This is a genomic window from Pararhodobacter sp. CCB-MM2, assembly GCF_001691415.1.
Taxonomy (GTDB): domain Bacteria; phylum Pseudomonadota; class Alphaproteobacteria; order Rhodobacterales; family Rhodobacteraceae; genus Pararhodobacter.
Window position 1 is genome coordinate 1 of sequence record NZ_LRRR01000027.1, and the last position, 24309, is coordinate 24309.

Annotated in this window: 21 protein-coding genes and 2 tRNA genes; 14 read left to right on the plus strand and 9 right to left on the minus strand. The window is 66.9% G+C overall.

Annotated features, from left to right (window positions below; genetic code table 11):
- Positions 1-197: 197 nt before the first annotated feature.
- From BCY78_RS19175 to BCY78_RS19205, 7 genes are all read left to right on the plus strand, one after another.
- Positions 198-527, plus strand: a complete 330-nt coding sequence (locus BCY78_RS19175; protein WP_068305074.1) for a multidrug efflux SMR transporter — start codon at positions 198-200, stop codon at positions 525-527.
- Between the two features lie 4 nt (positions 528-531).
- Positions 532-1164, plus strand: coding sequence for a YitT family protein (locus BCY78_RS19180; RefSeq protein WP_068305078.1), 633 nt, complete (start codon positions 532-534; stop codon positions 1162-1164).
- Between the two features lie 93 nt (positions 1165-1257).
- Positions 1258-1872: a YitT family protein gene (locus tag BCY78_RS19185; protein ID WP_083195161.1), complete on the plus strand. Its 615-nt coding sequence runs from the start codon at positions 1258-1260 to the stop codon at positions 1870-1872.
- Positions 1873-1929: 57 nt separating this feature from the next.
- Positions 1930-3750, plus strand: a complete 1821-nt coding sequence (gene typA / locus BCY78_RS19190; RefSeq protein WP_068305080.1) for a translational GTPase TypA — start codon at positions 1930-1932, stop codon at positions 3748-3750.
- Between the two features lie 141 nt (positions 3751-3891).
- Positions 3892-4848, plus strand: a complete 957-nt coding sequence (locus tag BCY78_RS19195) for a Gfo/Idh/MocA family protein (RefSeq protein ID WP_068305082.1) — start codon at positions 3892-3894, stop codon at positions 4846-4848.
- Between the two features lie 86 nt (positions 4849-4934).
- A complete protein-coding gene (locus BCY78_RS19200; protein WP_068305084.1) occupies positions 4935-5342 on the plus strand; it encodes a hypothetical protein in 408 nt (135 codons plus the stop codon).
- A gap of 117 nt (positions 5343-5459) precedes the next feature.
- Positions 5460-8903: a pyruvate carboxylase gene (locus tag BCY78_RS19205; RefSeq protein ID WP_068305086.1), complete on the plus strand. Its 3444-nt coding sequence runs from the start codon at positions 5460-5462 to the stop codon at positions 8901-8903.
- Positions 8904-8999: 96 nt separating this feature from the next.
- On the opposite strand, the gene BCY78_RS19210 is transcribed toward BCY78_RS19205, so the two are convergent.
- Entirely contained in the window at positions 9000-9197 is a 198-nt protein-coding gene (locus BCY78_RS19210) for a CsbD family protein (RefSeq protein WP_068305089.1), read from the minus strand.
- 290 nt (positions 9198-9487) lie between these two features.
- Between BCY78_RS19210 and BCY78_RS19215 the strand changes: the two genes are divergently transcribed.
- Positions 9488-9562 (plus strand) — tRNA-Gly (locus tag BCY78_RS19215).
- A 58-nt stretch (positions 9563-9620) separates the two neighbouring features.
- Here BCY78_RS19215 and BCY78_RS19220 read toward each other — a convergent pair.
- Positions 9621-10220, minus strand: a complete 600-nt coding sequence (locus BCY78_RS19220; protein ID WP_158515961.1) for a DUF2306 domain-containing protein — start codon at positions 10218-10220, stop codon at positions 9621-9623.
- A 102-nt stretch (positions 10221-10322) separates the two neighbouring features.
- Here BCY78_RS19220 and BCY78_RS19225 point away from each other — a divergent pair, with 102 nt between their 5' ends.
- Positions 10323-10898 (plus strand): TetR/AcrR family transcriptional regulator, encoded by a 576-nt coding sequence (locus BCY78_RS19225; protein ID WP_068305093.1) that lies wholly within the window; start codon positions 10323-10325, stop codon positions 10896-10898.
- Here BCY78_RS19225 and BCY78_RS19230 read toward each other — a convergent pair.
- On the minus strand, positions 10882-11640 hold the full coding sequence (locus tag BCY78_RS19230; protein WP_068305095.1) for a VOC family protein: 759 nt from the start codon (positions 11638-11640) through the stop codon (positions 10882-10884). The two genes, BCY78_RS19225 and BCY78_RS19230, sit on opposite strands and share 17 nt — an antisense overlap.
- Positions 11641-11754: 114 nt before the next feature.
- On the opposite strand from BCY78_RS19230, the gene BCY78_RS19235 reads away from it, so the two are divergent.
- A complete protein-coding gene (locus tag BCY78_RS19235; protein WP_068305097.1) occupies positions 11755-12393 on the plus strand; it encodes a helix-turn-helix domain-containing protein in 639 nt (212 codons plus the stop codon).
- 59 nt (positions 12394-12452) lie between these two features.
- Positions 12453-12527 (plus strand) — tRNA-Gly (locus BCY78_RS19240).
- A 44-nt stretch (positions 12528-12571) separates the two neighbouring features.
- Here BCY78_RS19240 and nagA read toward each other — a convergent pair.
- The 6 genes from nagA to urtA form a co-directional block, all read right to left on the minus strand.
- Positions 12572-13678 (minus strand): N-acetylglucosamine-6-phosphate deacetylase, encoded by a 1107-nt coding sequence (nagA, locus tag BCY78_RS19245; RefSeq protein ID WP_068305099.1) that lies wholly within the window; start codon positions 13676-13678, stop codon positions 12572-12574.
- A 219-nt stretch (positions 13679-13897) separates the two neighbouring features.
- Positions 13898-14599, minus strand: coding sequence for an urea ABC transporter ATP-binding subunit UrtE (gene urtE, locus BCY78_RS19250; RefSeq protein ID WP_068305101.1), 702 nt, complete (start codon positions 14597-14599; stop codon positions 13898-13900).
- Positions 14600-14602: 3 nt separating this feature from the next.
- Positions 14603-15340 (minus strand): urea ABC transporter ATP-binding protein UrtD, encoded by a 738-nt coding sequence (gene urtD, locus BCY78_RS19255; RefSeq protein ID WP_068305103.1) that lies wholly within the window; start codon positions 15338-15340, stop codon positions 14603-14605.
- Positions 15337-16437 (minus strand): urea ABC transporter permease subunit UrtC, encoded by a 1101-nt coding sequence (gene urtC / locus BCY78_RS19260; protein ID WP_068305105.1) that lies wholly within the window; start codon positions 16435-16437, stop codon positions 15337-15339. Before urtC ends, urtD begins: the two co-directional genes overlap by 4 nt.
- Positions 16438-16440: 3 nt before the next feature.
- Positions 16441-18039, minus strand: coding sequence for an urea ABC transporter permease subunit UrtB (gene urtB / locus BCY78_RS26270; RefSeq protein WP_068305107.1), 1599 nt, complete (start codon positions 18037-18039; stop codon positions 16441-16443).
- Positions 18040-18167: 128 nt separating this feature from the next.
- The gene (gene urtA / locus BCY78_RS19270; protein WP_068305110.1) at positions 18168-19439 is read right to left on the minus strand and encodes an urea ABC transporter substrate-binding protein; all 1272 of its coding nucleotides are present in this window, start codon (positions 19437-19439) and stop codon (positions 18168-18170) included.
- A 367-nt stretch (positions 19440-19806) separates the two neighbouring features.
- Here urtA and BCY78_RS19275 point away from each other — a divergent pair, with 367 nt between their 5' ends.
- The 3 genes from BCY78_RS19275 (at position 19807) to BCY78_RS19285 (ending at position 24307) form a co-directional block, all read left to right on the plus strand.
- Positions 19807-20937 carry a metallophosphoesterase gene (locus tag BCY78_RS19275; RefSeq protein WP_068305112.1) on the plus strand — a complete coding sequence of 377 codons (1131 nt, stop codon included), beginning with the start codon at positions 19807-19809 and terminating at the stop codon, positions 20935-20937.
- Entirely contained in the window at positions 20934-23513 is a 2580-nt protein-coding gene (locus BCY78_RS19280) for an AAA family ATPase (protein ID WP_068305114.1), read from the plus strand. The genes BCY78_RS19275 and BCY78_RS19280 overlap by 4 nt, the downstream gene beginning before the upstream one ends.
- 104 nt (positions 23514-23617) lie before the next feature.
- Positions 23618-24307 (plus strand): TetR/AcrR family transcriptional regulator, encoded by a 690-nt coding sequence (locus BCY78_RS19285; RefSeq protein WP_083195162.1) that lies wholly within the window; start codon positions 23618-23620, stop codon positions 24305-24307.
- The last annotated feature ends 2 nt before the right edge of the window (positions 24308-24309 follow it).

Below are 24309 nucleotides of genomic sequence, written 5' to 3' on the forward strand. Positions count from 1 at the left end.
GCTCACCCACGACCTCATCCTCTTTGCCGTCCCCGCCCTTTTCTCATCTTTGCTCTGAAAATATCCCGGGGGCGGCGCACAGCGCCGGCGGGGGCAGCGCCCCCGAGGCGAGAGGTCGGGGCTCAATGCCCCGGACGCTCGCCCCCTTCCCTCCGGAAAAAATCCCTGCCAGACAGACGCCAACACAGGAGGCCACCATGCATTGGGTCTATCTTCTCACCGCGATTTTCTTCGAAACCATCGGCACCACGGCCCTGAAAGCCTCGGAGGGGTTCACCAAGCTGGGCCCCTCGGCACTGGTGGTGGTGTCCTACGCCGCTTCGTTCTGGCTGCTGGCGATGGTGCTGAAGATCATTCCCGTGGGCATCGCCTATGCCATCTGGTCGGGCGCGGGCATCTGCCTGATCGCAGGCATCGGTTATGTCGCCTTCGGGCAGCGGCTGGACCTGCCGGCCATCGCCGGGATCGCGCTGATCATGCTGGGGATCCTCGTCATCAACCTGTTCTCCAACACCACCGCGCATTGATCCGATGAGCCAGACGACCACCGAACCGACCCAACCCGGCAGCGGCCGCCACAGCGCCATTGAGGATGCCCAAGGCATCGCCTTCGGCGCCATCATGGCCGCTTTCGGCATCGCCATCCTGACGCATCTGGGTCTGATCACCGGTCAGACGGCGGGGCTGGCGGTGCTGATCTCGTATCTAACGGGCTGGCCCTTCGGCGTCGTGTTCTTCGTGGTCAACCTGCCCTTCTACGGCTTCGGGCTGAAGCGTTTCGGCTGGACCTTCACGCTGAAGACCTTCGCCGCCGTTGCGCTGCTGTCGGGCCTGAACCTTGTGATGCCGGAGCTGCTGCGCTTCGACTATCTCTCGACCGGCGCGGGCGCCGTGCTGTTCGGGCTGGTCTCCGGCGCAGGCCTGTTGGCGCTGTTTAGACACGGCGCCAGCCTCGGCGGTGTCGGCATCGTCGCGCTTTTCCTGCAAGACCGGCTGGGATGGCGCGCAGGCTGGGTGCAACTCGGCTTTGATGCCGTGCTGTTCGTCGTGGCCCTGCTGGTGCTGGGCGACTGGCGGTTGGTCGCGTGGTCGGCGCTTGGGGCGCTGGTGGTCAACGGGGTGATCGCCATCAACCACCGCCGCGACCGTTATATCGCTACCTGAGGCCCCTTCCCCAGCGGTGCCATTCCCTCTTTGCATGGCGCCCCTTCGCAATCCGCATTGGACAGGCATGCTGCGGCGCGGCACAATAAGGTCATGATTGCTGACCCATCGCCCGACCGCCACTACACCCGCTTCGAGGACATCCAGGGCCTCGTCATCGCCTCGGCGCAAGCCGCGCTGGGGATCCACCTGCTGCGCGCTGCGGGGCTTGTGACAGGCGGCACGGCGGGCTTCGCGCTGATCCTCGCCTATGTCATGGGCTGGAACTTCTCGCTGGTATTCTTCGCGATGAACATCCCGTTCTTCGCGCTGGCCTGGCATGTCCGCGGCCCGGTGTTCTGCGCGAAAAGCCTCGGCACGGTCACGCTGGTCTCGCTCCTCGCCGAAGCGCTGAAGCCCGTCCTGCATGTCGACGCCATCCACCCCGCCGCTGCAGCCCTGCTGTTCGGCGTCTCGGCCGGCGTGGGTCTGCTGGGGCTCTTCCGCCATTCCGGCAGCTTGGGCGGCGTCTCGATCATCGCGCTGATCCTGCAGGACCGCTTCGGCATCCGCGCGGGTGTCACGCAGCTCACCCACGACCTCATCCTCTTTGCCGTCGCCGCCACCCTCTTCCCGCTGGACCGCATCCTGTGGTCGCTTCTGGGCGCCGTGGTGCTGAATGCCGTCATCGCCTTCAATCACAGGCGTGACTGGTATGTCGTAACCTGACTCGCCAAAGACACAAACCTCGTGTATGCGCGGCGGCGCAGCAGACAGGACAGCCCCATGGACCTTCGCAATATCGCGATCATCGCGCACGTCGACCACGGCAAAACCACGCTCGTCGACGAGCTTCTCAAACAATCCGGCGTTTATCGCGAGGGTCAGGCCACGACTGAACGGGCCATGGATTCGAACGATCTGGAACGCGAACGCGGCATCACCATCCTCGCCAAGGCCACCTCGGTGGAATGGAAAGGCTCGCGCATCAACATCGTCGACACGCCCGGCCACGCCGATTTCGGCGGTGAGGTCGAGCGCATCCTGTCGATGGTGGACGGCGTCTGCCTTCTGGTCGATGCGGCCGAGGGCCCGATGCCCCAGACGAAATTCGTGACCTCGAAGGCGCTGGCCCTTGGCCTGAAGCCGATCGTGGTGCTGAACAAGGTCGACAAACCCGCCGCCGAGCCTGACCGCGCGCTGAACGAGGTGTTCGACCTGTTCGCCAACCTCGGCGCCAATGACGAGCAGCTGGACTTCCCGGTCCTCTATGCCTCGGGCATCAACGGCTGGGCCGACAACGAGCTGGATGGCCCGCGCAAGGACATGTCGGCCCTGTTCGAGCTGGTCATGAAGCACGTCGAGGCCCCCAAGCAGACCGCGCAGGCCTCCGAGCCTTTCCGCATGCTGGCCACCACGTTGGGCGCAGACCCCTTCATCGGCCGTCTGCTGACCGGCCGTGTCGAGGCCGGCACGCTGAAAGTCGGCACCACGCTGAAGGCGCTGTCGCGCACCGGCGACCGGGTCGAGCAGTTCCGCGTCACCAAGATCCTCGCCTTCCGCGGCCTGTCGCAGCAGCCGATCGACGAAGCCGTCGCCGGTGACATCGTCTCGCTCGCCGGCATGACCAAGGCGACCGTGGCCGATACGCTGTGTGACCTCTCGGTCGAGACCCCGATCGACGCGCAGCCGATCGATCCGCCGACCATCTCGGTGACCTTCGGCATCAACGACAGCCCGCTGGCCGGCAAGGACGGCAACAAGGTACAGTCGCGCGTGATCCGCGAGCGCCTGATGAAGGAAGCGGAATCGAACGTCGCCATCAAGATCGAAGACACCCCGGGTGGCGAGGCTTTCATCGTCTCGGGCCGTGGCGAACTTCAGATGGGCGTTCTGATCGAGAACATGCGCCGCGAGGGCTTCGAGCTGTCGATCTCGCGTCCGCGCGTGATCTTCCGTGACGAAGGCGGCCAGCGCATGGAGCCGATCGAGGAAGCGATCATCGACGTCGATGACGAATTCTCGGGCGCCGTGATCGAGAAGCTTACCGGCGCACGCAAGGGCGATCTGGTCGAGATGAAACCGGCCGGCGCGGGCAAGACCCGTATCGTCGCCCATGTGCCGTCGCGGGGCCTGATCGGCTATCAGGGCGAGTTCATGACCGACACGCGCGGCACCGGCGTTCTGAACCGCATCTTCCACGAATGGGCGCCCTACAAGGGCCCGATCCAGGGCCGTCGTCAGGGCGTGCTGATCTCGATGGAGAACGGCGTCTCGGTCGCTTACGCGCTGTGGAACCTCGAAGATCGCGGCAAGATGTTCATCGGCGCGCAGGAGCAGGTCTATCAGGGCATGATCATCGGCGAGCACAGCCGTGACAACGACCTCGAAGTGAACCCGCTGAAGGGCAAGAAGCTGACCAACGTCCGCGCCTCGGGCACCGACGAAGCCGTCCGCCTGACGCCCCCGGTAGTGATGTCGCTGGAGCAATCGATCGCCTATATCGACGATGACGAGCTGGTCGAAGTGACGCCGAAGTCGATCCGTCTGCGCAAGCGCTACCTCGATCCGCACGAGCGCAAGCGCATGGCGAAGGTCGAGGGCTGAGGCGCATCGACTCTGGTCTTCGCTCGGGCGGCTAGGTCGCTTGAGTATTTGAGACAAGGTGAGAAGGCGGGGGTTTTGCCCTCGCCTTTTTCGTTGCGCTTTGGCATCAACAAGGGGTGTTAGCGGGAACGGAGGGCGCGCATGCGGTGGGGAATTCTGGGGGCGGCGAAGATCGCCCGCGAACATCTGGCCCCGGCCATCCAACTGGCGCAGGGCGCCGAACTGGCCGCACTGGCGACCTCCTCGGCCGAGAAGGCGGCGCCGTTCTTGTCGCGCCAGCCCAGCCTGCTGGTGCATGACAATTACGAGGCGCTGCTCGCCGATCCCGGCATCGACGCGGTCTACATCCCCTTGCCCAACCATCTGCATGTCGACTGGAGTCTCAAGGCACTGGCAGCCGGCAAGCATGTGCTGTGCGAAAAGCCGCTGGCGCTGAAGGCCGCCCAGATCGACCCGTTGATCGCGGCCCGCGATGCCTCGGGCTTGTTGTGCGCCGAGGGCTTCATGGTCTGCCACCATCCGCAATGGCACCGGGTGCGCCAATTGCTGGCCGATGAGGCAATCGGCACCTTGCGCCATGTCGATGCGGCCTTCGCCTTCAACAACCCCGATCCCGGCAATATCCGCAACCGGCCCGAAACCGGCGGCGGCGCGGTCTATGACATCGGGGTCTATCCCTCTGTCACCACGCGCTTTGCCACCGGGCTGGAGCCGAGGAACATCACTGCCAAGCTGGACCTTGAGAACGGGGTCGACGTCTTCGCGCAGGTCGAGGCCGATTTCGGCGACTTCGGCCTGTCGTTCTATTGTTCGACCCGGATGGCCGGGTATCAGCGCATCACCTTCCACGGATCGACAGGTGTGATCGAACTGCGCGCGCCATGGAATGCGGGCGTCGCGGGGCCGGCCCAGCTGGTCATCACCCGAGGCTACGACGACACAAGGATCGAGCGTTACGAGCCTGTCAACCAATACGCGCTGATGATCGAGGCCTTCGAGCGCAGCGCACGCGAGGGGGTCGCGTTCGACTGTCCGCTGGAATTCTCGCGCGGGAATGCGGTGATGATCGACGCCATCCTCGCCGCTGGCGGTTTGTAAGCTGTCGCAGACAGGCATGGGCACAGGCGGAAGGACGCGCTAGGCTGACACCAAGCTGACACCAATCAGACCTTGGGAGCTGCCCGATGCGCATATACGTCCTTCTTGCCGGCCTCGCCCTGCCCCTCGCGGCGCAGGCTCAGGAACGCGGCATCGCCTTCGTGCAGGCGCCGGAACAATCCTCGGGCATGGCCGTCGGCGCCACGGCCGAAGAAGCCTTTGCCGCCGCCACAGCGCAATGCGTCGAGGGCGGCGCGATGGCCCAGGATTGTTTGCAAACCAACTGGTGTTTGCCGGCCGGATGGTCGATCGACGTATTCGTCCAGCATCAGGAAGGCTTGCATTGGCACGAAACCCTGTGCGGCCTGCCCTCCCGAGAGACCGCGCAGGAGGTGGCCGAGGTGCTCTGCAACCGCAGCGCGCGGCCCTATCTCATCGAATGCGAACTCGTCCAAGTCTTCGACCCGATGGGGACGCCGCAAATCGAATATTGAGCAAAGTTCCGACTTTGCACAATTTCGCACCTTGCAATGTAACAAAACCTTGCAATTTCCTCGCCGCACTGCAGAAATCGGTCTGAAATCCTGACCGGTCAAGGGAGAGACTACGTCATGCCCGCCTTCAAGAAGATCCTCATCGCGAACCGCGGCGAGATCGCGATCCGCATCATGCGCGCCGCGAACGAGCTGGGGAAAAAGACGGTTGCCGTCTATGCCGAGGAGGACAAGCTGGGCCTGCACCGCTTCAAGGCCGACGAGGCTTACCGCATCGGTGAAGGTCTGGGCCCGGTCGCGGCCTATCTCTCGATCCCCGAGATCATCCGCGTGGCCAAGAAGGCCGGCGCCGATGCGATCCATCCGGGCTATGGCCTGCTGTCGGAAAACCCCGCGCTGGTCGACGCCTGCGTCGAGGCCGGCATCACCTTCATCGGCCCCAAGGCCGAGACGATGCGGGCCTTGGGGGACAAGGCCTCGGCCCGCCGCGTGGCGATTGCGGCCGATGTGCCGGTGATCCCCGCGACCGAGGTTCTGGGCGACGACATGGCCGAGGTGAAGCGCATGGCCGAGGCCGTGGGCTATCCCCTCATGCTGAAGGCCTCGCACGGTGGCGGTGGTCGCGGCATGCGGCCGATCATGGGCCCTGACGAGCTGGAGGCGAAGGTGCGCGAGGGCCGCCGCGAGGCCGAAGCCGCCTTCGGCAATGGCGAGGGCTATCTGGAAAAGATGATCCTGCGCGCGCGCCATGTCGAGGTGCAGCTTCTGGGCGACACGTTCGGCAATCTCTACCACCTCTATGAGCGCGACTGCACCGTGCAGCGCCGCAACCAGAAGGTCGTCGAGCGCGCCCCTGCCCCCTATCTGACCGACGCACAGCGCGAGGAAGTCTGCGCGCTGGCACTGAAGATCGGCCAATCGGTCGGCTATCAATGCGCGGGCACCGTCGAATTCCTGATGGATATGGATTCGGGCAAGTTCTACTTCATCGAGGTGAACCCCCGCGTGCAGGTGGAGCACACCGTCACCGAGGAAGTGACCGGCATCGACATCGTCAAGGCGCAGATCCGCGTCTGCGAGGGCGAAACGCTGGCCGAGGCGACCGGCACCCCCTCGCAGGAGGCCGTCACCCTCTCGGGCAACGCACTGCAGTGCCGGATCACCACCGAGGACCCGCTCAACAACTTCATCCCGGATTACGGCCGCCTGACCGCCTATCGTTCGGCGACCGGCATGGGCATCCGCCTCGACGGCGGCACGGCCTATGCGGGCGGGGTCATCACCCGCTACTACGATTCGCTGTTGGTGAAGGTGACGGCTTGGGCCCCCACGCCCTCGGAAGCCATCGCCCGCATGGACCGGGCGCTGCGCGAGTTCCGGATCCGGGGCGTCAGCACCAACATTGCCTTCGTCGAGAACCTGCTGAAGCACCCGACCTTCCTCGCCGATCAGGCGACGACGAAGTTCATCGACACGACGCCCGAGCTCTTCAACTTCGAGACGCGCCGCGACCGTGGCACCAAGGTGCTGACCTATCTCGCCGACATCACGGTTAATGGCCACCCTGAGACCGCCGGTCGCGCCAAGCCCGCCGCCCAGCCGCGCGCGCCCATCGCGCCGCAGATGGTGGTCGCGAACCCGCCCGCCGGGACGAAGACGCTGCTCGACCAGAAGGGCGCGAAGGCCGTCGCGGATTGGATGAAGGATCAGAAAAAGCTCCTGATCACCGACACCACGATGCGCGACGCGCACCAATCGCTGCTGGCCACCCGCATGCGCTCCATCGACATGATCCGCGTGGCCCCGGCCTATGCCGCGAACCTGCCCGAGCTTTTCTCGGTTGAATGCTGGGGCGGTGCCACCTTCGACGTGGCCTATCGCTTCTTGCAGGAATGCCCGTGGCAGCGTCTGCGCGATCTGCGCAAGGCCATGCCGAACCTGCTGACCCAGATGCTGCTGCGCGCCTCCAACGGCGTCGGCTACACCAACTACCCGGACAATGTGGTGCAGGCCTTCGTCAAACAGGCGGCCGAGACCGGGGTCGACGTGTTCCGCGTCTTCGACAGCCTCAACTGGGTCGAGAACATGCGCGTCGCGATGGATGCGGTGATCGAATCCGGCAAGATCTGCGAGGGCACGATCTGCTATACCTCGGACCTTCTGGACCCGGGCCAGCAGAAATACACCGTTGATTACTATGTGAAAATGGCCAAGGCGCTGGAAGCGGCCGGCGCGCAGGTGCTGGGCGTTAAGGACATGGCGGGCGTGTTGAAGGCGCCTGCCGCGAAGGTGCTGTTCTCGGCCCTGAAGGACGCGGTCGACCTGCCGATCCACTTCCACACGCATGACACTTCGGGCGCGGCCATCGCCACGCTGATCGCCGCCGCCGATGCGGGCGTCGATTGCGTCGATGCGGCGATGGACGCCTTCTCGGGCAATACCTCGCAGCCGACCCTCGGCTCGGTCGTCGAGGCCTTCCGCCACACCGACCGCGACACCGGCCTCAGCATGGAGCGGGTGCGCGAGATCTCGGATTACTGGGAGCAGGTTCGCGCCCATTATGGCGCCTTCGAGACCGGCCAGCAGGCGCCCTCGTCCGAGGTCTATCTGCACGAGATGCCGGGCGGTCAGTTCACCAACCTCAAGGCGCAGGCGCGCTCGCTGGGCTTGGAAGAACGCTGGCCGGAAGTGGCCCGCGCCTATGCCGATGCGAACCAGATCTTCGGCGATATCGTCAAGGTGACGCCCTCGTCCAAGGTCGTCGGCGACATGGCGCTGATGATGGTCAGCCAAGGTCTGACCCGCGCCGATGTCGAGGACCCCAAGCGCGACATGTCCTTCCCCGAGTCGGTGATCGACATGCTGAAGGGCAACCTCGGCCAACCCGAGGGCGGCTGGCCCGAGGGCATCACCGCGAAGGCGCTGAAGGGCGAGAAGCCGTCGGTCGAGCGTCCGGGCAAGCATCTGAAGCCCGTCGATCTGGAGGAAATCCGCACGAAGGTCTCGGAACTCTTCGACGGCATGACCATCGATGACGAGGACCTGAACGGCTACCTCATGTATCCCAAGGTCTTCACCGACTACATGGAGCGCCACAACACCTACGGTCCCGTGCGCACGCTGCCGACTTGGAACTTCTTCTACGGCATGGAGCCGGGCGAGGAGATCTCGGCCGAGATCGATCCGGGCAAGACGCTGGAGATCCGCCTGATCGCCACCGGCGAGACGCAGGAGGACGGCGAGGTTCGGGTGTTCTTCGAGCTCAACGGCCAGCCGCGCACGATCCGCGTCCCCAACCGCAAGGCCAAGGCGACGCTGGCGGTCCGGCCCAAGGCGCAGGATGGCAACGAAAGCCATATCGGCGCGCCGATGCCGGGGTCCGTGGCCTCGGTCGGCGTCTCGGTCGGGCAGAAGGTGAACTCGGGCGACCTGTTGCTGACCATCGAGGCGATGAAGATGGAGACCGGCCTGCACGCCGAGCGCGCGGGCACCGTGAAAGCGGTCCATGTCCAGCCCGGCGCCCAGATCGAGGCGCATGACCTGCTGATCGAGCTGGAGTAATCCCGCCGCGACGACACGAAAAAGGGGGCGCCTAGGCGCCCCCTACTCGTATTCTGTTACCTCTTACGGAACTCGTACGAAACTGTCTGCGTCTGATCAGTACTTCGACCAGAAGCGATCCACTTCGGCCTCGGCCTCGTCCTTGGACTTGCCGTAGCGCTCCTGGATCTTGCCGGCCAGCTTGTCCTTGTGGCCCGCGACGACGTCCAGGTCGTCATCGGTGAGCTTGCCCCACTGGATCTTGGCTTCGCCTTTGAGTTGCTTCCATTTGCCTTCGATGGTGTCGCTGTTCATGGAATAGCTCCTTTCGATATTCTCGCGTCTGGTCCGACCGTTCGAACCCGCGATTTGACGAGACAACGTCCGTCCTCGCGCCCCGGTTCCGCCTTCTGGCGAATTTCGCCGAAACGTCGCGGAAAGCCGCCCATCCGACGGAAGGCGGCGATGGCCACCGGACAATCCATCACGATTTCAAGGAATTAAGGGGTTTCGCCGCGCCGCGTCACAAAATTGCAGCCCGGGGTGTTTTTTCCTCTTGCGGGCCGCGCGCGCTTCCCTTAGATCACCGCTTACCGAAACGGAACGCGGGCGTAGCTCAGGGGTAGAGCATAACCTTGCCAAGGTTAGGGTCGTGAGTTCGAATCTCATCGCCCGCTCCATTCGGACCAGAAACGGCGGCCCTCGGGCCGCCGTTCTTGTTTTCCAGCCAAGGCGTTGTCAGGCCAGTTGAAGCTGCCGCCGGCGCTGCCAGAGTTCCAGCACGATCAGGTTGAGCACCCAGCTGCCCCAGGCGGTGATCTCGTAGGTTTCGGTGATCGACCATCCCGAGGCCATCAGCGGCGCCATGATGATCCGCAGGGTCACCGCCGCAAAGGTCAGCGCGATGGAGCGCAGCATCCAGCGGCGATGCGCCGTCAGATCTCCTGCCCGTGCCCGGGCGATGCCCAAGGCGGTGGTTGCGATCCACAGAACGGCCAGCACCCCGAATCCCAACTGCGCGAACCGGCTCCCCTCGAAATGCGGCAGCATGACCAGCGAGGCCAGACCCGCCATCAGGATCGACAGGCCATAGACCCTCCCCATCCAGCGATGCAGCGCGGGACGGCGGCGACGAAGCCCCTGCCATAGCTGGAACGGCGCAAGGCCCAAGGCCAGCGGGCCGCCGATGATATGCGCCCAGGCGGCAAGGCTGACGTCCGGGAAATAGGGCAGCATGGCCGGCATGGCGTCGGCGATCGGTGCGAAGAACACCCGCCATGACATGACAGCTACGCCCAGCGCGCTGAGCCAGAAGAAGACGGTGAACGGGCGGGTCATCGGAGCCTCCTTGACAGTGTAAAGCATGCCGCACCATAGCGGTCAGCTTTACACTGTCAAGCTGCAACTTGACACTGTCAGGGCCGCACGTCACAACGGCGCATGACCCGTGACACACCAAGCACCCGCGACGCCCTGATCGAGGCCGGTCTTTCGCTCCTCATCGAGGGCGGGCCGGAAGGCCTGACCCTGCGCCGCGCCGCCGCGCGCGCCGGCGTCTCGCACGCCGCCCCCGCCCATCATTTCAACGGCTTGCCGGGCTTGCAGACGGCCATCGCCACCCGCGCCTTCGCGCTGTTCACCGAAACGATGATCCGCCACCGCGACGCGGCCGAGCCCACGCCCTTCGCCCGGCTTCTGGCGATCTGCGACGGCTACCTCGATTTCGCCGCCCAGCGCGCGGGGCTGTTCCATGTGATGTTCAATTGCCCCGACCTCGACCATACCGACGCCGCCTTGCAGAGCGAATCCGCCAAGGCCTATGGCGTCCTGCGCGAGGGATGCCTGCCCTTCAGCGGCGGCCCGGATCTGGTGACCGAGGGGCTGGTCTGGTCGAGTGTGCACGGCTACGCGATGCTCGATTTCAAGCAGGACGGCCGGCAAATGGGCGAGGTCCCTCCGCCGTTTCGGAGCCTCCTCGCCCGCCTTGTGGATCCGACGCTCAGCGCGGACCGGTAACCGCGAACCACGCGCCCTGCGGGTCGGTGGCCTGTGCGATGAAGGCACCGCCCGGAACCTCGGCCGGGCCATGCTTGACCTCGCCGCCCGCGCCGGTGATCGCCGCAATCGCCGCATCGACCGAGGGGACGGTGAAATACGGCAGCCAGAACGAGGGCATGCCGGGGATCGGTTGGCGCATCAGCCCGCCCAGCTCGGTCCCGTCAACGGCAAGGATGCGGTAGCTGCCCATCGGCCCCATATCCATCGCCCGCGATTCGGTCAGGCCGAGGTGCTTGGCATAGAACAGGGCCGCGGCATCGGGATCGGTGCTCATCAGCTCATGCCAGGCGCCATGGCCGGCGGTTTGCGGCGCATAGGCCCCGCCGGTCCCGTCCGGCAGCGGTTGCAGCAGCCCGAAATGGCCACCGGCCGGGTCCTGAAGGATCGCGAAGCGTCCGGTGCCGGGAATGTCAGCGGGCCCGGCGACGATCTGTGCGCCGTCCTCCTGCATGCCCGCGACCGAGGCATCGCAATCGGTGACGGCAAAGTAGATCATCCAGTTGGGCGGGATGCCAGGTGCCTGCGGAGCGACCATGCCCGAAACCATCACCTCGCCCATGCTCCCGAGGAAATAGTCAAACCCCTCCATCGGCGCCCGGTTGCAGCTCCAGCCGATGACCGTGCCATAGAAGTCCCCCGCCGCGACAGGATCGGGGGTGGTCAGTTCGTACCAACAGGGAAAGCCGTGAAAATCGCCCATGAGAATGCTCCGTCCAGAAAGGATTGATCCGAATCGTCTTCCGGGATGCTCGCCGCCATGCTTGCAAAAAGCAACTGTGCAATTGTAAGAAGCAAGTGACAGAGCGGGTTGGGAATGGCACGCAAGGGATATGACGAGGGCTGTCTCGCGGCGCATGCGCTGGACCTGATCGGTGACCGGTGGGCACTGCTGGTCCTGCGCGAGCTGATGCTGGGACCCAAGCGTTTCGGCCTGATCCGCGCGGGCTTGCCGGGTATCGCCACCAATGTGCTAACCCAGCGGCTTGAGGATCTGCAGGCCGCCGGACTGCTGCAGCGTCAGGTCCTGCCCCCGCCCTCTCAAGCTGCGGTCTATGCGCTGACCCCGGCCGGCGCCGCAACGCGCCCGATTCTGGCCGCGCTGTGCCTTTGGGGCGTGCAGCAACCCGGCCACGACCCGCGCAAATTCATCTCGCCGACCGCGCTGATGCTGTCGATGAGCTTCCTCGCCCGCGCGAACGAGGCCGCCCCGATCGACGTCGCCTTCACCCTGGGTGTCGAGCCCTTCCTCGCCCGCTTGGGTGCCGACGGTTTCACCCCGGTCAGCACCCCTGCCCCCGTCGCGCCCCTGCATTTCCGGGGTGATGGCAACGGCCTTGCCGCGGTGATCTACGGGCCGGCGCCTTTGGCGATGATGGTGCAATCGGGGATGGTTCAGGTCGACGGGGATCTGACCCTCGGCCAGCGCTTCGTCGATCATTTCGCGCTGCGGTGATTTTTCCGCGCGGGCCCTCTTGCGGGCCCCGAAACCCGGTGCTAAACGGCGCGCATAGAGCGGGCGTAGCTCAGGGGTAGAGCATAACCTTGCCAAGGTTAGGGTCGTGAGTTCGAATCTCATCGCCCGCTCCATAACAAAAAGGCCGGATCCTTCGGGGTCCGGCCTTTTTGCTTTGTCAGCTGGTCAGGACGGCGTTCAGGCTGAAATCCTCGGCCAGATGCACCAGCTCCGCCCGTGCGCCGGGAGCAATGACGCCGCGATCCGTCAGGCCCAGCGCCTTCGCAGGCCGCGACGTCGTCATCGCCAGCGCGATCTCGGGTGCGATGCCCGCCTCCTGCACCATCCAGCGCAGCGCCTCGGGCATCGAGACATCTGCGCCGGCCAACGTGCCGTCTGCGAGGGTCAGGCGCCCGTCGCGCCGGTGGATCTCGCGGTCGTTGAGTGTAAATCGGGTGAGCTCCGTGCCTGCGACGGCCATGGCGTCGGTGACCGCGAAGAGGCGCTCTCCGGCTCCGGCCAGCGCGACGCGAAAGGCCGTGCGCGCGACATGCACGCCATCGGGGATGATGCCGACCGCCACCGAGGCGTCCATGGCGGCCCCGGCCAGCCCCGGCGCGCGATGGGTGAGGGGCGACATGGCGTTGTAGAGATGGGTCACCGCCCCGGCCCCGGCCGCGAAGGCGCCGCGCGCCTCGCCCTCGGTGCAGTCGCTATGGCCGAGCGAGACAAGCACGCCCGCCCCCGCCAGCGCCGCGATCTGCACCGCTGTCGCCGATTCGGGCGCGAGGGTGACCATGAGACGGGGCAACGCGCGCGCCGCCAGCAGCAGGTTCGAAAAATCCGCATCAGTCATCGGCCGGATCAAGGCCGGATCATGTGCCCCCTGCCGCCGAGGATCGAGATGCGGCCCCTCCAGATGCAGCCCGAGGAAGCCCGGCAATCCAGCCTCAGCCGCCCTGACCCCCGCCGCGATCACGGCCTCCGTCGTCCCCGGATCCGCCGTGATCAGTGTCGGCAGCAGCCCCGTGGTCCCGAGCCGCTCATGCGCCTCGCAGATCAGCCGCAGGGCAAGGTCCGGATCGCCCTGCCCCAACAGGACCCCGCCGCCGCCATTCACCTGCAGGTCGATGAAACCCGGCGCGAGGATACCGCCTCCAAGGTCCTCGCCCTCGCCCCGATCCTCGAGCAGCGCTGTGATGCGCCCGTCCTCGCAGACAACCGCCAGACCATCCTGCAACCGCTGGCCGTCAAACACCCGCGCCCCGCGCCAGATCTGCTGCATGTCCGTCTCCTGTCCGTCCGGCGCAGAAGATCACAGCAGAGGGGGAATGTCACAGGGAAGACGCCCGGCCTTGGCGCAGGCGGGAAGCAGATTTGAGTATTTGTGACAAGGTGATGGGGCAATTTGAGTCAAATTGTTCACAACCCTGCGCCGCCCTGCCCTCTCACCTTGTTCCAAATACTCAAGCGACAGCGCCAACCACCCCCCCGCCGGGCCAACTCACACCGTCATCCAGCGGCGCAGCTCGGCCTCGTTGGCGTCGATATCGGACTTCTCGCCGGCCATCACCACCTCGCCCCGGTCGAGGACGACATAGCGGTCGGCCAGGGCCTTCGCGAAGTCGAAATACTGCTCGACCAACACCACGGCCATGCCGAACTGGTCACGCAGATATTCGATGGCGCGGCCGATATCCTTGATGATCGAGGGCTGGATCCCCTCGGTCGGCTCATCAAGAACCAGAAGCCGCGGCTGCATGACCATGGCGCGGCCGATGGCGAGTTGCTGCTGCTGGCCGCCCGAGAGGTCGCCGCCGCGACGGTTCATCATCTGCAACAGCACCGGGAACAGCTCGAACACGGCGTCGGGCGTCTTGCGCTGGCCGCGCGGGAGGGTGGCATAGGCGGCCTCGAGATTCTCGCGCACCGTCAGCAGCGGGAAGATCTCGCGCCCCTGAGGGACATAGGCGATGCCGCGTTTCGCGCGCTCGGGCGGGGTCAGTTTGGCGATATCCTCGCCCAGCCAGATCAGCGAGCCACCCGAGGCCGGGTGCCGCCCGACGATGGCGCGCATGAGCGAGGTCTTTCCGACCCCGTTGCGCCCCAGCACCGTGGTGATCTTGCCTTCCTCGGCCACCAGCGACACGCCCTTCAGCGCCTGCGCGGCGCCGTAATGGAGCGTGAGATCCTTGATTTCCAACATGTCTCAGCGCCCCAGATAGACTTCGATGACATCCTCGCGGGCCGAGACATGGTCCAAGGACCCCTCGGCCAGCACGGAGCCCTGATGCAGGACCGTGACCCGGCAATCGAGCGCGCGGACGAAATCCATGTCGTGCTCGACGACGATCACCGTGCGCTCGCCGGCGATGCTTTTCAGCAATTCGGCGGTCTCCATTGTCTCGGCATCGGTCATGCCGGCGGCGGGTTCGTCGACCAGCAGCAGCTGCGGCTCCTGCGCCAGCAGCATGCCGATCTCTAGCCATTGCTTCTGGCCATGGCTGAGATTGGCGGCTTGCTCGGTACGTAGATGGGTGAGGCGGATGCGGTCCAGAAGCGCCGTGACCTTGGCCTCCTCCGCGACCGACGAGCGGTAGAACAGCGAGGCGAACACCCCGCGCGGGGCTTTCAGCGCGAGGCGGATATTGTCCTCGACCGAATGCGTCTCGAAGACCGTGGGTTTCTGGAACTTGCGGCCGATGCCGAGATTGGCGACCGAGGCCTCGTCCATCCGGGTGAGGTCCGTGGCCATGTTCCACAACACCTCGCCGCCATCGGGCCGCGTCTTCCCGGTGATGATGTCCATCATCGTCGTCTTGCCCGCACCGTTGGGGCCGATCACCGCGCGCAGCTCGCCCTTGTCCACCGACAAGGACAGGCCGTTGATCGCCTTGAAGCCGTCGAAGCTGCGGGTCACCCCGTCGAGATAAAGCTGTGCGGTCATGCGGTTGCCTCCTGCGCGGGTTTCGCCCGGCGCGGCTTGAAGCGGTCGAGAAGGCCCAAGAGGCCATTGGGCAAGGCCAGCGTCACGAGGATGAAGAGCCCGCCCAGCGCGAAGAGCCACAGGTCGGGGAAGGTCGCGGTGAGCCAGGATTTCAGCGCCACGACGACCAGCGCGCCGATGGCCGCGCCGACCAGCGTGCCGCGCCCGCCGAGGGCCACCCAGACGACGATTTCGATGGAGTTGGCCGGGGCAAATTCGCCGGGGTTGATGATGCCGACCTGCGGGACGTAAAGCGCCCCCGCCAGCCCCGCCATCATCGCCGAGACGGTGAAGACGAAGACCGAATAGCTCTCGACCCGGTAGCCCATGAAGCGCGTGCGGCTCTCGGCGTCGCGCACGGCGACCAGCACCTTGCCGGCCTTCGACACGGTGATCGCCTTGGCGATGAGCAGGCAGGCGGCGAGCGAGATTGCCGTCAACACGAAGAGCGCGATGCGGGTCGAGGGGGCCGACAGCGAGAAGCCCAGCACGTCGCGGAAATCGGTGAGGCCGTTATTGCCGCCAAAGCCCATCTCGTTGCGGAAGAAGGCGAGCAGCAGCGCGAAGGTCAGGGCCTGCGTGATGATCGACAGATAGACGCCCGAGACGCGGCTGCGGAAGGCGAACCAGCCGAACACGAAGGCCAAGAGCCCCGGCACCAGCAGCGCCATCACGGCGGCGAAGGGGAAGGAGGAGAAGCCGTACCAGAACCACGGCAGCTCGTCCCAGCCAAGGAAGACCATGAAATCCGGCAGTTCAGGGTTCGCATAGACGCCCCGCGCGCCGATCTCGCGCATCAGGTGCATGCCCATCGCGTAGCCGCCCAGCGCGAAGAAGGCGCCGTGGCCCAGCGACAGGATGCCCGCATAGCCCCAGCAGAGGTCCAGTGCGACGGCGAGCAGCGCGTAGCACAGATACTTGCCCAGCAGCGGGATCAGGTAGCTCGGCATCGCGAAGGTGGAGCCGGCCTGCAGGGTCGAGGCGACGGGCGCCAGCACGGTGACGAGGAACAGCGCAGCGAGGAACAGGCCCATGCGCAGGTCGATGAGTTTTCGCATGGGTCAGCCCTCGGCGGCGCGGCCGCGTTGCGGGAACAGCCCGCGCGGACGCTTCTGGATGAAGAGGATGATGAAGATCAGGATCAGGATCTTGCCCAGCACGGCCCCGGCCCAGGGCTCGAGGAACTTGTTGGCGATGCCCAGTCCCATCGCGGCGGCGAGCGTGCCCCAGAGGTTGCCGACGCCCCCAAAGACCACGACGAGGAAGCTGTCGATGATGTAGCCCTGCCCGAGGTTCGGCGAGACGTTGTCGATCTGGCTGAGCGCCACCCCCGCCAGCCCGGCGATACCGGCGCCGAGGCCGAAGGTCAGCGCATCGACCCGGCCGGTGCGGATGCCGAGATTGGCGGCCATCGGGCGGTTCTGCGTCACCGCGCGCATCTGCAACCCGAAGGCCGAATAGCGCATGGCCAGCAGGAGCCCGAAGAACACGGTCAGCGAGAAGATCACGATGGCGACGCGGGGCCAGGTCACGGTCATCTCACCGAGTTGGAAGGCGCCCGACATCCAGTCCGGCGTGCCGACCTCGCGGTTCGTCGGACCAAAGGCCGTGCGCACCGCCTGCTGCAGGATCAGGCTCACGCCCCAGGTCGCCAGGAGCGTCTCCAAGGGACGGCCGTAGAGATGGCGGACGATGCCGCGCTCGATGGCGACCCCGACGGCCCCGACAAACAGGAAGGCCAGCGGCACGGCGATGGCGAGGGACCATCCGAAATACTCGGGCGCGTTGGTGCGCAGCCATTGCTGGACCACGTAGGTCGTGTAGGCGCCCAGCATCACCAGCTCACCATGCGCGAGGTTGATGACGCCCATCACCCCGAAGGTGATGGCGAGGCCGATGGCGGCGAGCAGCAGCACTGAACCCAGCGACAGGCCGAACCACAGGTTCTGCGCCTGCCCCCACATTGCCTGACGGCGCTCGGCATCGGCGATGGTGTCGGCGACGGCCTCGGCCAAGGCCGGGTCTTCGACGTTGCGATAGGCGTTGAGGGTAGCTTGCACGACCAGCGCCGGGGCCTCGCCGACCACCGCGACGGCGGCGAGTTTGGCTTCGGTCTCGGCGTCCGAGGCGAGGACGGCGGCGGCATGCGCCAGCGCCTGTGCTTGCCGGATGGAAGCGACCTGCTCGGCCGCCATCGCGGCGGCGAGGGCCTCGACCTGCTCGGCATCGGGGGCGCGGAGGGCGGCCTCGGCCGCGGCAAGGCGGCGCGCGGGATCGGGGTCGCGCAGGGTCATCACGCCCATGGCCGAACGGATGGAGCGGCGCAGGCCGTTGTTGACACGGATGGAGGTGGTCGATCGGCGGGCAACGGCGCCCAGATCCTCGCCGGTCAGCACGTCGGTGGCGACCTGATTCGAGCGCGAGCCGGTGACGATGACGATGCGCCCGTCGGCGTTGCGTTCCTCAAGATCGCCTTCGAGAAGGGCCTCGAGCACGGCCAGCGCGCGGGGATCGCCGGTGGCGGCGATCTGGTTCACCACCTCGGCGCGGTCGTTGAAATTGCCGTCGGGCAGCCGTGCGACCAGCTCTTCAAGCGTTTGGGCATGGGCGAGGCTGGGCAGCATCAAGGCCAGGCACAGCGTCAGAAGGCGCAGAAGCATGGGGCCCTCGGGTCTGGGAGTAATCGCCACTCGGGCGAGGAAGGGCAGACGCGCGAGACCCGCGCGCCGCCTCGTTCTCAGTCAGGAAAATCGGGGGGCCGGGAAGGCCGCCCCCCGTTGCCGCAAGCTCACTCCGAGCCGCCGCAGGTCCCGGTTTCGGTGTTGAAGTTGCCGCACGACAGCGGCGCACGCCAATCCGAGATCAGCGGAGCCGAGTCGGCCACAAAATCCGACCATTCGTCGCCCAGCACGAGGCCGGCGGTCTCCCAGACGACTTCGAACTGGCCGTCTTCCTGGATCTCGCCGATCAGCACCGGCTTGGTGATGTGGTGGTTCGCCCCCATCGAGCTGATGCCGCCCGTCAGGTTCGGGACGGCCACACCAACCAGCGCGTCTATGACCGCGTCCGCATCGGTGGTGCCGGCGGCCTCGACGGCTTCGACCCACATGTTGAAGCCGATGTAATGGGCCTCCATCGGGTCGTTGGTCACGCGGTCTTCGCTGCCGATATAGGCGTGCCAGGCGTCGATGAAATCGGCGTTCTCGTCGGTGTCGACCGACATGAAGTAGTTCCACGCGGCAAGGTGACCGACCAGCGGGCCGGTGTCGATGCCGGCGAGTTCCTCTTCACCCACCGAGAAGGCGATGACGGGGATATCCTCGGCCGAGATGCCCTGTGCGGCCAGCTCGTTGTAGAAGGGCACGTTGGCGTCGCCATTGATCGTCGAGACGACGGCGGCCGGACGGCCGGTCGAGCCGAATTCGCGGATCTCCGACACGATCGTCTGCCAGTCGGAATGACCGAAGGGCGTGTAGTTGACGATGATATCCTCGGGCGCGACGCCCTGAGCCTGCAAATAGGCCTCGAGGATCTGGTTCGTGGTGCGCGGGTACACATAGTCGGTGCCGGCGAGGTAGAAACGCTCAACGCCGTTCTCGAGCAGGTAGTCCACCGCCGGGATCGCCTGCTGGTTCGGGGCGGCGCCGGTATAGAACACGTTACGCTGCGATTCCTGACCCTCGTACTGGACCGGGTAGAACAGGATCGAGTTCAGCTCTTCGAAGACCGGCAGCACGGATTTGCGCGACACCGAGGTCCAGCAACCGAACACGGCGGCCACGCCGTCGCCTTCGATCAGCTCGCGCGCCAATTCGGCGAAGCGCGGCCAGTCCGAGGCCGGGTCGACGACCACGGCTTCCAGCGGACGGCCCAGCACGCCGCCGGCTTCGTTCTGCTGTTCGATCAGCATCAGCATCGCGTCGCGCAGCGTGGTCTCCGAGATCGCCATCGTACCCGAGAGCGAGTGCAGGATGCCCACGCGGATCGGCTCGCCTTCCTGCGCCAAGGCGCCGGTCGCGGCGGCCGCGCAGAAGGCGGTCGAGAGCAACAGTTTCTTCATGGAAATTCCCCCTGTCTTCTTTGACATCCGGCGCCTGTCCCCGTCCCGTCTGTCTTGTGCAGAGGATCGAGCGGCGGCGCGGTCTGGCCTTGGGGCGCATCAACTCGCCCCTCTGCACGCTAGGATCGGCTGGGGTCGGAAGACGCGAAAGAAGCGTCGTTTCGCGTCTGTGAACCGCATTTCGCTGCCTAATTAGGCGGCATTTGCGCTGCAATGCAGCAAATACGGGCGCGTGATGCATCTTCACGACGCCGTGTTCCCCGCTGCGACCGGGCCAACAGGGCCACGGATGTCAGAATCATGACGCCCGACGCGCGCCTCTGGCCCCCTTGTCGCCGCCCGCGCTTTGCCCCAGTCTGCGCCGGTCATGAGCCGCGCCTTCACCTTCCTGCATTCCGCCGATCTTCATCTCGGGCGCCGCTTCGGCAACCTGCCCGAGGAGCTGCGCGGCCGCCTCGTCGAGGCCCGCCACCAAGCCATCGCCGGGTTGGCCAAGGCCGCGCGCGACGCGGGCGCTGCCGATATCCTGCTGGCCGGCGACACCTTCGACAGCGAGACCCCGGCCGATGCCGTCTGGCGGCAGGCGTTGCACGCGATGGCCGACGATCCCGCGCTGCGCTGGTGGATCCTGCCCGGCAACCACGATTCGCTGGGGGCCGAGGCGCTGTGGGACAACCTCGGCCGGCATGCCCCTGCCAACGTCACCCTGCTGACCGAGCCGCGCCCGCATCGCATCGCCCCCGGCGTGACGCTGCTGCCCGCCCCCCTGCCCCGCCGCCACGCGGGCTATGACCTGACCGAATGGATGGCGCAGGCGCCCAGCGCCGAAGGGGATCTGCGCCTCGGGCTGGCCCATGGCGGCGTGCAAAGCTTCACCGAGGATGCCCGCGACGAAGGCATCATCCCGCCCGACCGTGCGCAGACGGCGGGGCTGGCCTATCTGGCGCTGGGGGATTGGCACGGGCAGAAGCAGATCGGTCCGCGCACCGCCTATGCCGGCACGCCCGAGTTCGAGGAATTCCGCCATGCCGGACGCGGCGCCTGTCTGGCCGTGACCCTCACGCCCGAGGCCCCGCAGATGACGCGGGTGGAGACCGGGCGCTTCCACTGGTCCGAGCTGTCGCTGTCGCTGGTCCCCGACCAAAGCGCCGCCGACGCCTTCGATGCCCTGCTGCCCGCCGCCGGATCAGGCCGCCGCGATCACCTGCTGCGCATCCGCGCTTCGGGCCGGGCTACTTTGGCCGAACAGCAGGCTCTGCGCGATGCCGCTGCCCGCGCCCTGCCCGATTTCGCCCATTTCCGGCTGCTTGATGCGGCGCTGGAGACCGAGATCGACGCCGCCGATCTGGAGATGCTGGACCATGGCGGCGCGCTGCGTGTCGCGGCCGAGGCCTTGGCGCAGGAGGCCGGTGATCCCACGCGAAGCGAAGACAGCCGTCGCATTGCGGCCGGCGCGCTGAACCGCCTCTATGCCTATCTCAGCGAGGATGCGCGATGAAGCTGCGCGCGGTCACGCTCAAAGACGTCCGGCAATTCACCGACCCCGTGCGCGTGGGCGGCATCGGCGAGGGCGTCAACGTCCTCAGCGCCGCGAATGAAAGCGGCAAGTCGACCCTGTTCGACGCCATCCACTACGCGCTGTTCGTCAAGCATACGACCCGTCCGGGCAACAAGAGCTTCACCCTGACCCCCGATATTGGCGGCAACCCCGAGGTGACGCTGGAACTGGAAGCCGACGGCGCGCAGCTGGAGATCCGCAAGCGTTGGGGCCGGCAGGCCCATGCCGAGGTCTGGCGCGACGGGCGGCTGGTGGCCAAGGCCGACGAGGCCGAAGCGATGATCGCCGCGCTGACCACGCCCCCCGATGAGGGCGGCCCCGCCGGGCTCCTTTGGGTGCGGCAGGGGCTGGTGGAATTCCCCGACAAGGACCCGGCCGGGCAGAAATCGCGCGCCGATCTGATGTCCTCGGTCGGTGCGGAATTCGAGGCCTTGACCAGCGGCAAGCGCATGGACCGGGCGCTGGCCCGCGCGCAGGAGGAACGCGGGGTGCTGATGACCTCGCGCGGGGCTCGTGCCGGCGGTCCGTTGGAGGCCGCGATCCGCGATTGCACCACCCTGTCCGACCGGGTGACCGAGCTGTCGGCCCGCGCCGGCCAGTTGCATACCGCTCTGGAGGCCCGGCGGGCCAAGCGGCGCCAGTTGGATGAGTTGCAGGACCCTGAGGAAGTCGCGCTGCGCAAGGAGGGCCTCGCCCGCGCGCAGGCGGCTTTCGACGCCGCCGACCGCCATGCTGCCCGCCTGCAGGCCGCGGCCGCCAATCGGGACAAGGCCGCGCTGACGCTGGCGCAAATCACCCGCGAGGTCGAAGAGCGTCAACGTACCGAAGCCGCGGTCGCGACCCTCGGCCAGAAAGTGCAGGACGCGCGTGCGCAGGCGGATCAGCGCGCCGACAAGGCCCGCGAGGCCGCCGAGGGACTGGCACAGGCCGAAGCCGCGCTGACCGAGGCGAAGACGCAGACCCAAGCGGCGCAGCAGGCGCTCGAAACGGCCCTTGCCGCCGAGGCTCGGCGCGGCGAGGTCGAGCGACGGGCGCAACTGGCCGTCGCCCTAGAGCAGGCCGAGGCGCTTGCCGCCACCCTGCCCGAGCTGCGCCGCAAGGCCGAAACGGGCCCCGAACCCGCGCAGCTTGATGCGATCGACAAGGCCGCGCGCGATCTGTCCGTGGCCGAGGAACTGGCCGCCTCCGCCGCGCCGCATCTGTCGCTCGACGCGCTGCCGGACGCGCCGCCGGTGTTGCTGGCGGGCACGCCCCTCGACCCCACCCCGCGCGCGGTGCCTGAGGCCGTGACGCTGGACTTGCCCGGCCTTGGCCGCCTGCACCTGACGCCGGGCGCGGGCGACACCGCCCCCCGCCTCACGCAGGCCCGCGCCGCGTTGACACAGGCCCTCGCCCGCGCCGGTGCCGACGCCCCGGAGACCGCCCGCGCCGCCGCCCGTGCCCGGATCGACGCCGGCCAAGCCCTGCGCGAGGCCCTCGACACCTTGCGCCGCCTCGCACCCGAAGGGATCGACGCGCTGAAAGCCGAGCTGTCGCGTCTGGCCGAGGCCGCGCCGCTCGCCGCCCCCGCCCTGCCCGATGCGCAGACCGCCCTGTCCGCCGCCCGCAGCGCCGAGGCCGAGACCGAGGCCCGCCTCAGCGGCCTGCGTGCCACCGCGACCACCACGCGTGAGGCCGCGCTCGGCGCGCGCCACGACGCGCAATCCCTCGGCCAACGGCTGGAGGAAGCGCAGGCCCGCCTGACCGAATTGCGCCCCGCCGAAACCCTGACGACCGCCCGCACCGAAGCCGAAGCCACCCACACCGCCGCCCGTGCCGAGCATGACGCGCTGGCCGAGGCCGCCCCCGATCTCGACGCCTGCCGTGCCGCCCTGTCGCGCGCGCAATCCGTCGCCCGCGGGGCCGAGGACGAGATCAACGCCCTGAAGATCGCGCTGGGTGGGCTGGATGCGACCGTCGCCAACCTCTCGGGCGAGGGCGTGGAGGAAGAGCTGGCTGATGCCCGTGCCCGCCTCGCCCGGGCCGAGGAAACCCGCACGGCGCTGGAGCGCGAGGTCGCCGTGCTGGACCGGCTGATCGCTGCCCTGTCCGAGGCCCAGAAGGCCGCCCGCGACCGTTATTTCGAACCGGTCCTGACCGAATTGCGGCCGATGCTGCGACTGCTCTGGCCCGGCGCCGAGCTCAGCTTCGACGGCGACAGCCTGCTGCCCGACGCCCTGACCCGCGACGGCAAGACCGAGGCAATCGGCAGCCTATCCGGCGGCACCCGCGAGCAGATCTCTCTGCTGGTGCGGCTGGCCTTTGCCCGGCTCTTGGCGAAGTCCGGGCGGCATGCGCCGGTGATCCTCGACGATGCGCTGGTCTATACCGACGACGCTCGGATGGAGACGATGTTCAACGCCTTGCATCAGCAGGCGGGCGATCTGCAGATCATCGTGCTCTCCTGCCGCAACCGCGCCCTGCGCCAGCTGGGGGGCAACAAGCTGGCCATCGAGAGCCTCGCTGCGCCCGCATAAACCCTTGCTACACTGCAAAAAATCAGACCACCCGCTGCAACGGGCTTGACTTGGCATGGCAATTCGGCTGATTTTAATCAGGCGATTAATTAAGGGAGGATCGCGTGACCGGCGCTGCCCGATCCGAGGCCAGAGCAGACCCGCGCCCCGAACGCGGCGAGGCGCAGGAGGCGATCCTGAACGCCGCCGAACTGGTCTTCGCCGAGAACGGCTTCCACGGCGCCACCACCCGCGCCATCGCCGAACGCGCGCAGGCCAATGCCGCGCTGATCCACTATTACTTCGGCTCGAAAGAGGCGCTCTACGAGGCGGTCATCGCCCGCCGCTCGGGCGCGATCAATGACGAGCGCCGCGCCCGCGTGGCCGAACTGCACGCCTCGGGCGCGATGACGCTGGAAACCCTGCTCGACGCGCTCCTGCGCCCGACGATCACCTTGGGTCGTGATGCTTCGGGCGGTGGCGCGGCCTATGCCCGGCTTCTGGGCCATGCGGCGGCGGGCACGGATGAACGCTCGCACCGCGTGACCTCCAGCTATTACGACGCCATCGCCCGGCTGTTCATCTCTGAGCTCGCCGCCGTCGTCCCCGGCCTAAGCCGCAACGACGCGGTGCGCGGCTACATGAACGCGATCAGCATCGGCATCTCGCTCATGGCCCCCACCGGCCGCATCAACGACCTGTCGGACGGGCAAATCGCCGATGATGATCTGGAGGAGATCATCATCGGTGCCGTTCGCTTCATCGCCGCGGGCATCCGTGCCCTCGGAGACAGCAACCCCCGTCACGGGGCGTAAGT

What these genes read in the sequence shown, in the direction of transcription:
- BCY78_RS19275 (WP_068305112.1), top strand. Translation starts at nt 19,807, where the DNA reads ATGAGCCGCGCCTTCACCTTCCTGCATTCCGCCGATCTTCATCTCGGG.
- BCY78_RS19175 (WP_068305074.1), top strand. Translation starts at nt 198, where the DNA reads ATGCATTGGGTCTATCTTCTCACCGCGATTTTCTTCGAAACCATCGGC.
- typA (WP_068305080.1), top strand. Translation starts at nt 1,930, where the DNA reads ATGGACCTTCGCAATATCGCGATCATCGCGCACGTCGACCACGGCAAA.
- urtD (WP_068305103.1), bottom strand. Translation starts at nt 15,340, where the DNA reads ATGACCGCACAGCTTTATCTCGACGGGGTGACCCGCAGCTTCGACGGC.
- BCY78_RS19180 (WP_068305078.1), top strand. Translation starts at nt 532, where the DNA reads ATGAGCCAGACGACCACCGAACCGACCCAACCCGGCAGCGGCCGCCAC.
- BCY78_RS19220 (WP_158515961.1), bottom strand. Translation starts at nt 10,220, where the DNA reads ATGACCCGCCCGTTCACCGTCTTCTTCTGGCTCAGCGCGCTGGGCGTA.
- BCY78_RS19230 (WP_068305095.1), bottom strand. Translation starts at nt 11,640, where the DNA reads ATGGGCGATTTTCACGGCTTTCCCTGTTGGTACGAACTGACCACCCCC.
- BCY78_RS19225 (WP_068305093.1), top strand. Translation starts at nt 10,323, where the DNA reads ATGACCCGTGACACACCAAGCACCCGCGACGCCCTGATCGAGGCCGGT.
- urtE (WP_068305101.1), bottom strand. Translation starts at nt 14,599, where the DNA reads ATGTTGGAAATCAAGGATCTCACGCTCCATTACGGCGCCGCGCAGGCG.
- nagA (WP_068305099.1), bottom strand. Translation starts at nt 13,678, where the DNA reads ATGCAGCAGATCTGGCGCGGGGCGCGGGTGTTTGACGGCCAGCGGTTG.
- urtB (WP_068305107.1), bottom strand. Translation starts at nt 18,039, where the DNA reads ATGCTTCTGCGCCTTCTGACGCTGTGCCTGGCCTTGATGCTGCCCAGC.
- BCY78_RS19185 (WP_083195161.1), top strand. Translation starts at nt 1,258, where the DNA reads ATGATTGCTGACCCATCGCCCGACCGCCACTACACCCGCTTCGAGGAC.
- BCY78_RS19200 (WP_068305084.1), top strand. Translation starts at nt 4,935, where the DNA reads ATGCGCATATACGTCCTTCTTGCCGGCCTCGCCCTGCCCCTCGCGGCG.
- BCY78_RS19210 (WP_068305089.1), bottom strand. Translation starts at nt 9,197, where the DNA reads ATGAACAGCGACACCATCGAAGGCAAATGGAAGCAACTCAAAGGCGAA.
- urtC (WP_068305105.1), bottom strand. Translation starts at nt 16,437, where the DNA reads ATGCGAAAACTCATCGACCTGCGCATGGGCCTGTTCCTCGCTGCGCTG.
- BCY78_RS19195 (WP_068305082.1), top strand. Translation starts at nt 3,892, where the DNA reads ATGCGGTGGGGAATTCTGGGGGCGGCGAAGATCGCCCGCGAACATCTG.
- BCY78_RS19235 (WP_068305097.1), top strand. Translation starts at nt 11,755, where the DNA reads ATGGCACGCAAGGGATATGACGAGGGCTGTCTCGCGGCGCATGCGCTG.
- BCY78_RS19280 (WP_068305114.1), top strand. Translation starts at nt 20,934, where the DNA reads ATGAAGCTGCGCGCGGTCACGCTCAAAGACGTCCGGCAATTCACCGAC.
- BCY78_RS19205 (WP_068305086.1), top strand. Translation starts at nt 5,460, where the DNA reads ATGCCCGCCTTCAAGAAGATCCTCATCGCGAACCGCGGCGAGATCGCG.
- urtA (WP_068305110.1), bottom strand. Translation starts at nt 19,439, where the DNA reads ATGAAGAAACTGTTGCTCTCGACCGCCTTCTGCGCGGCCGCCGCGACC.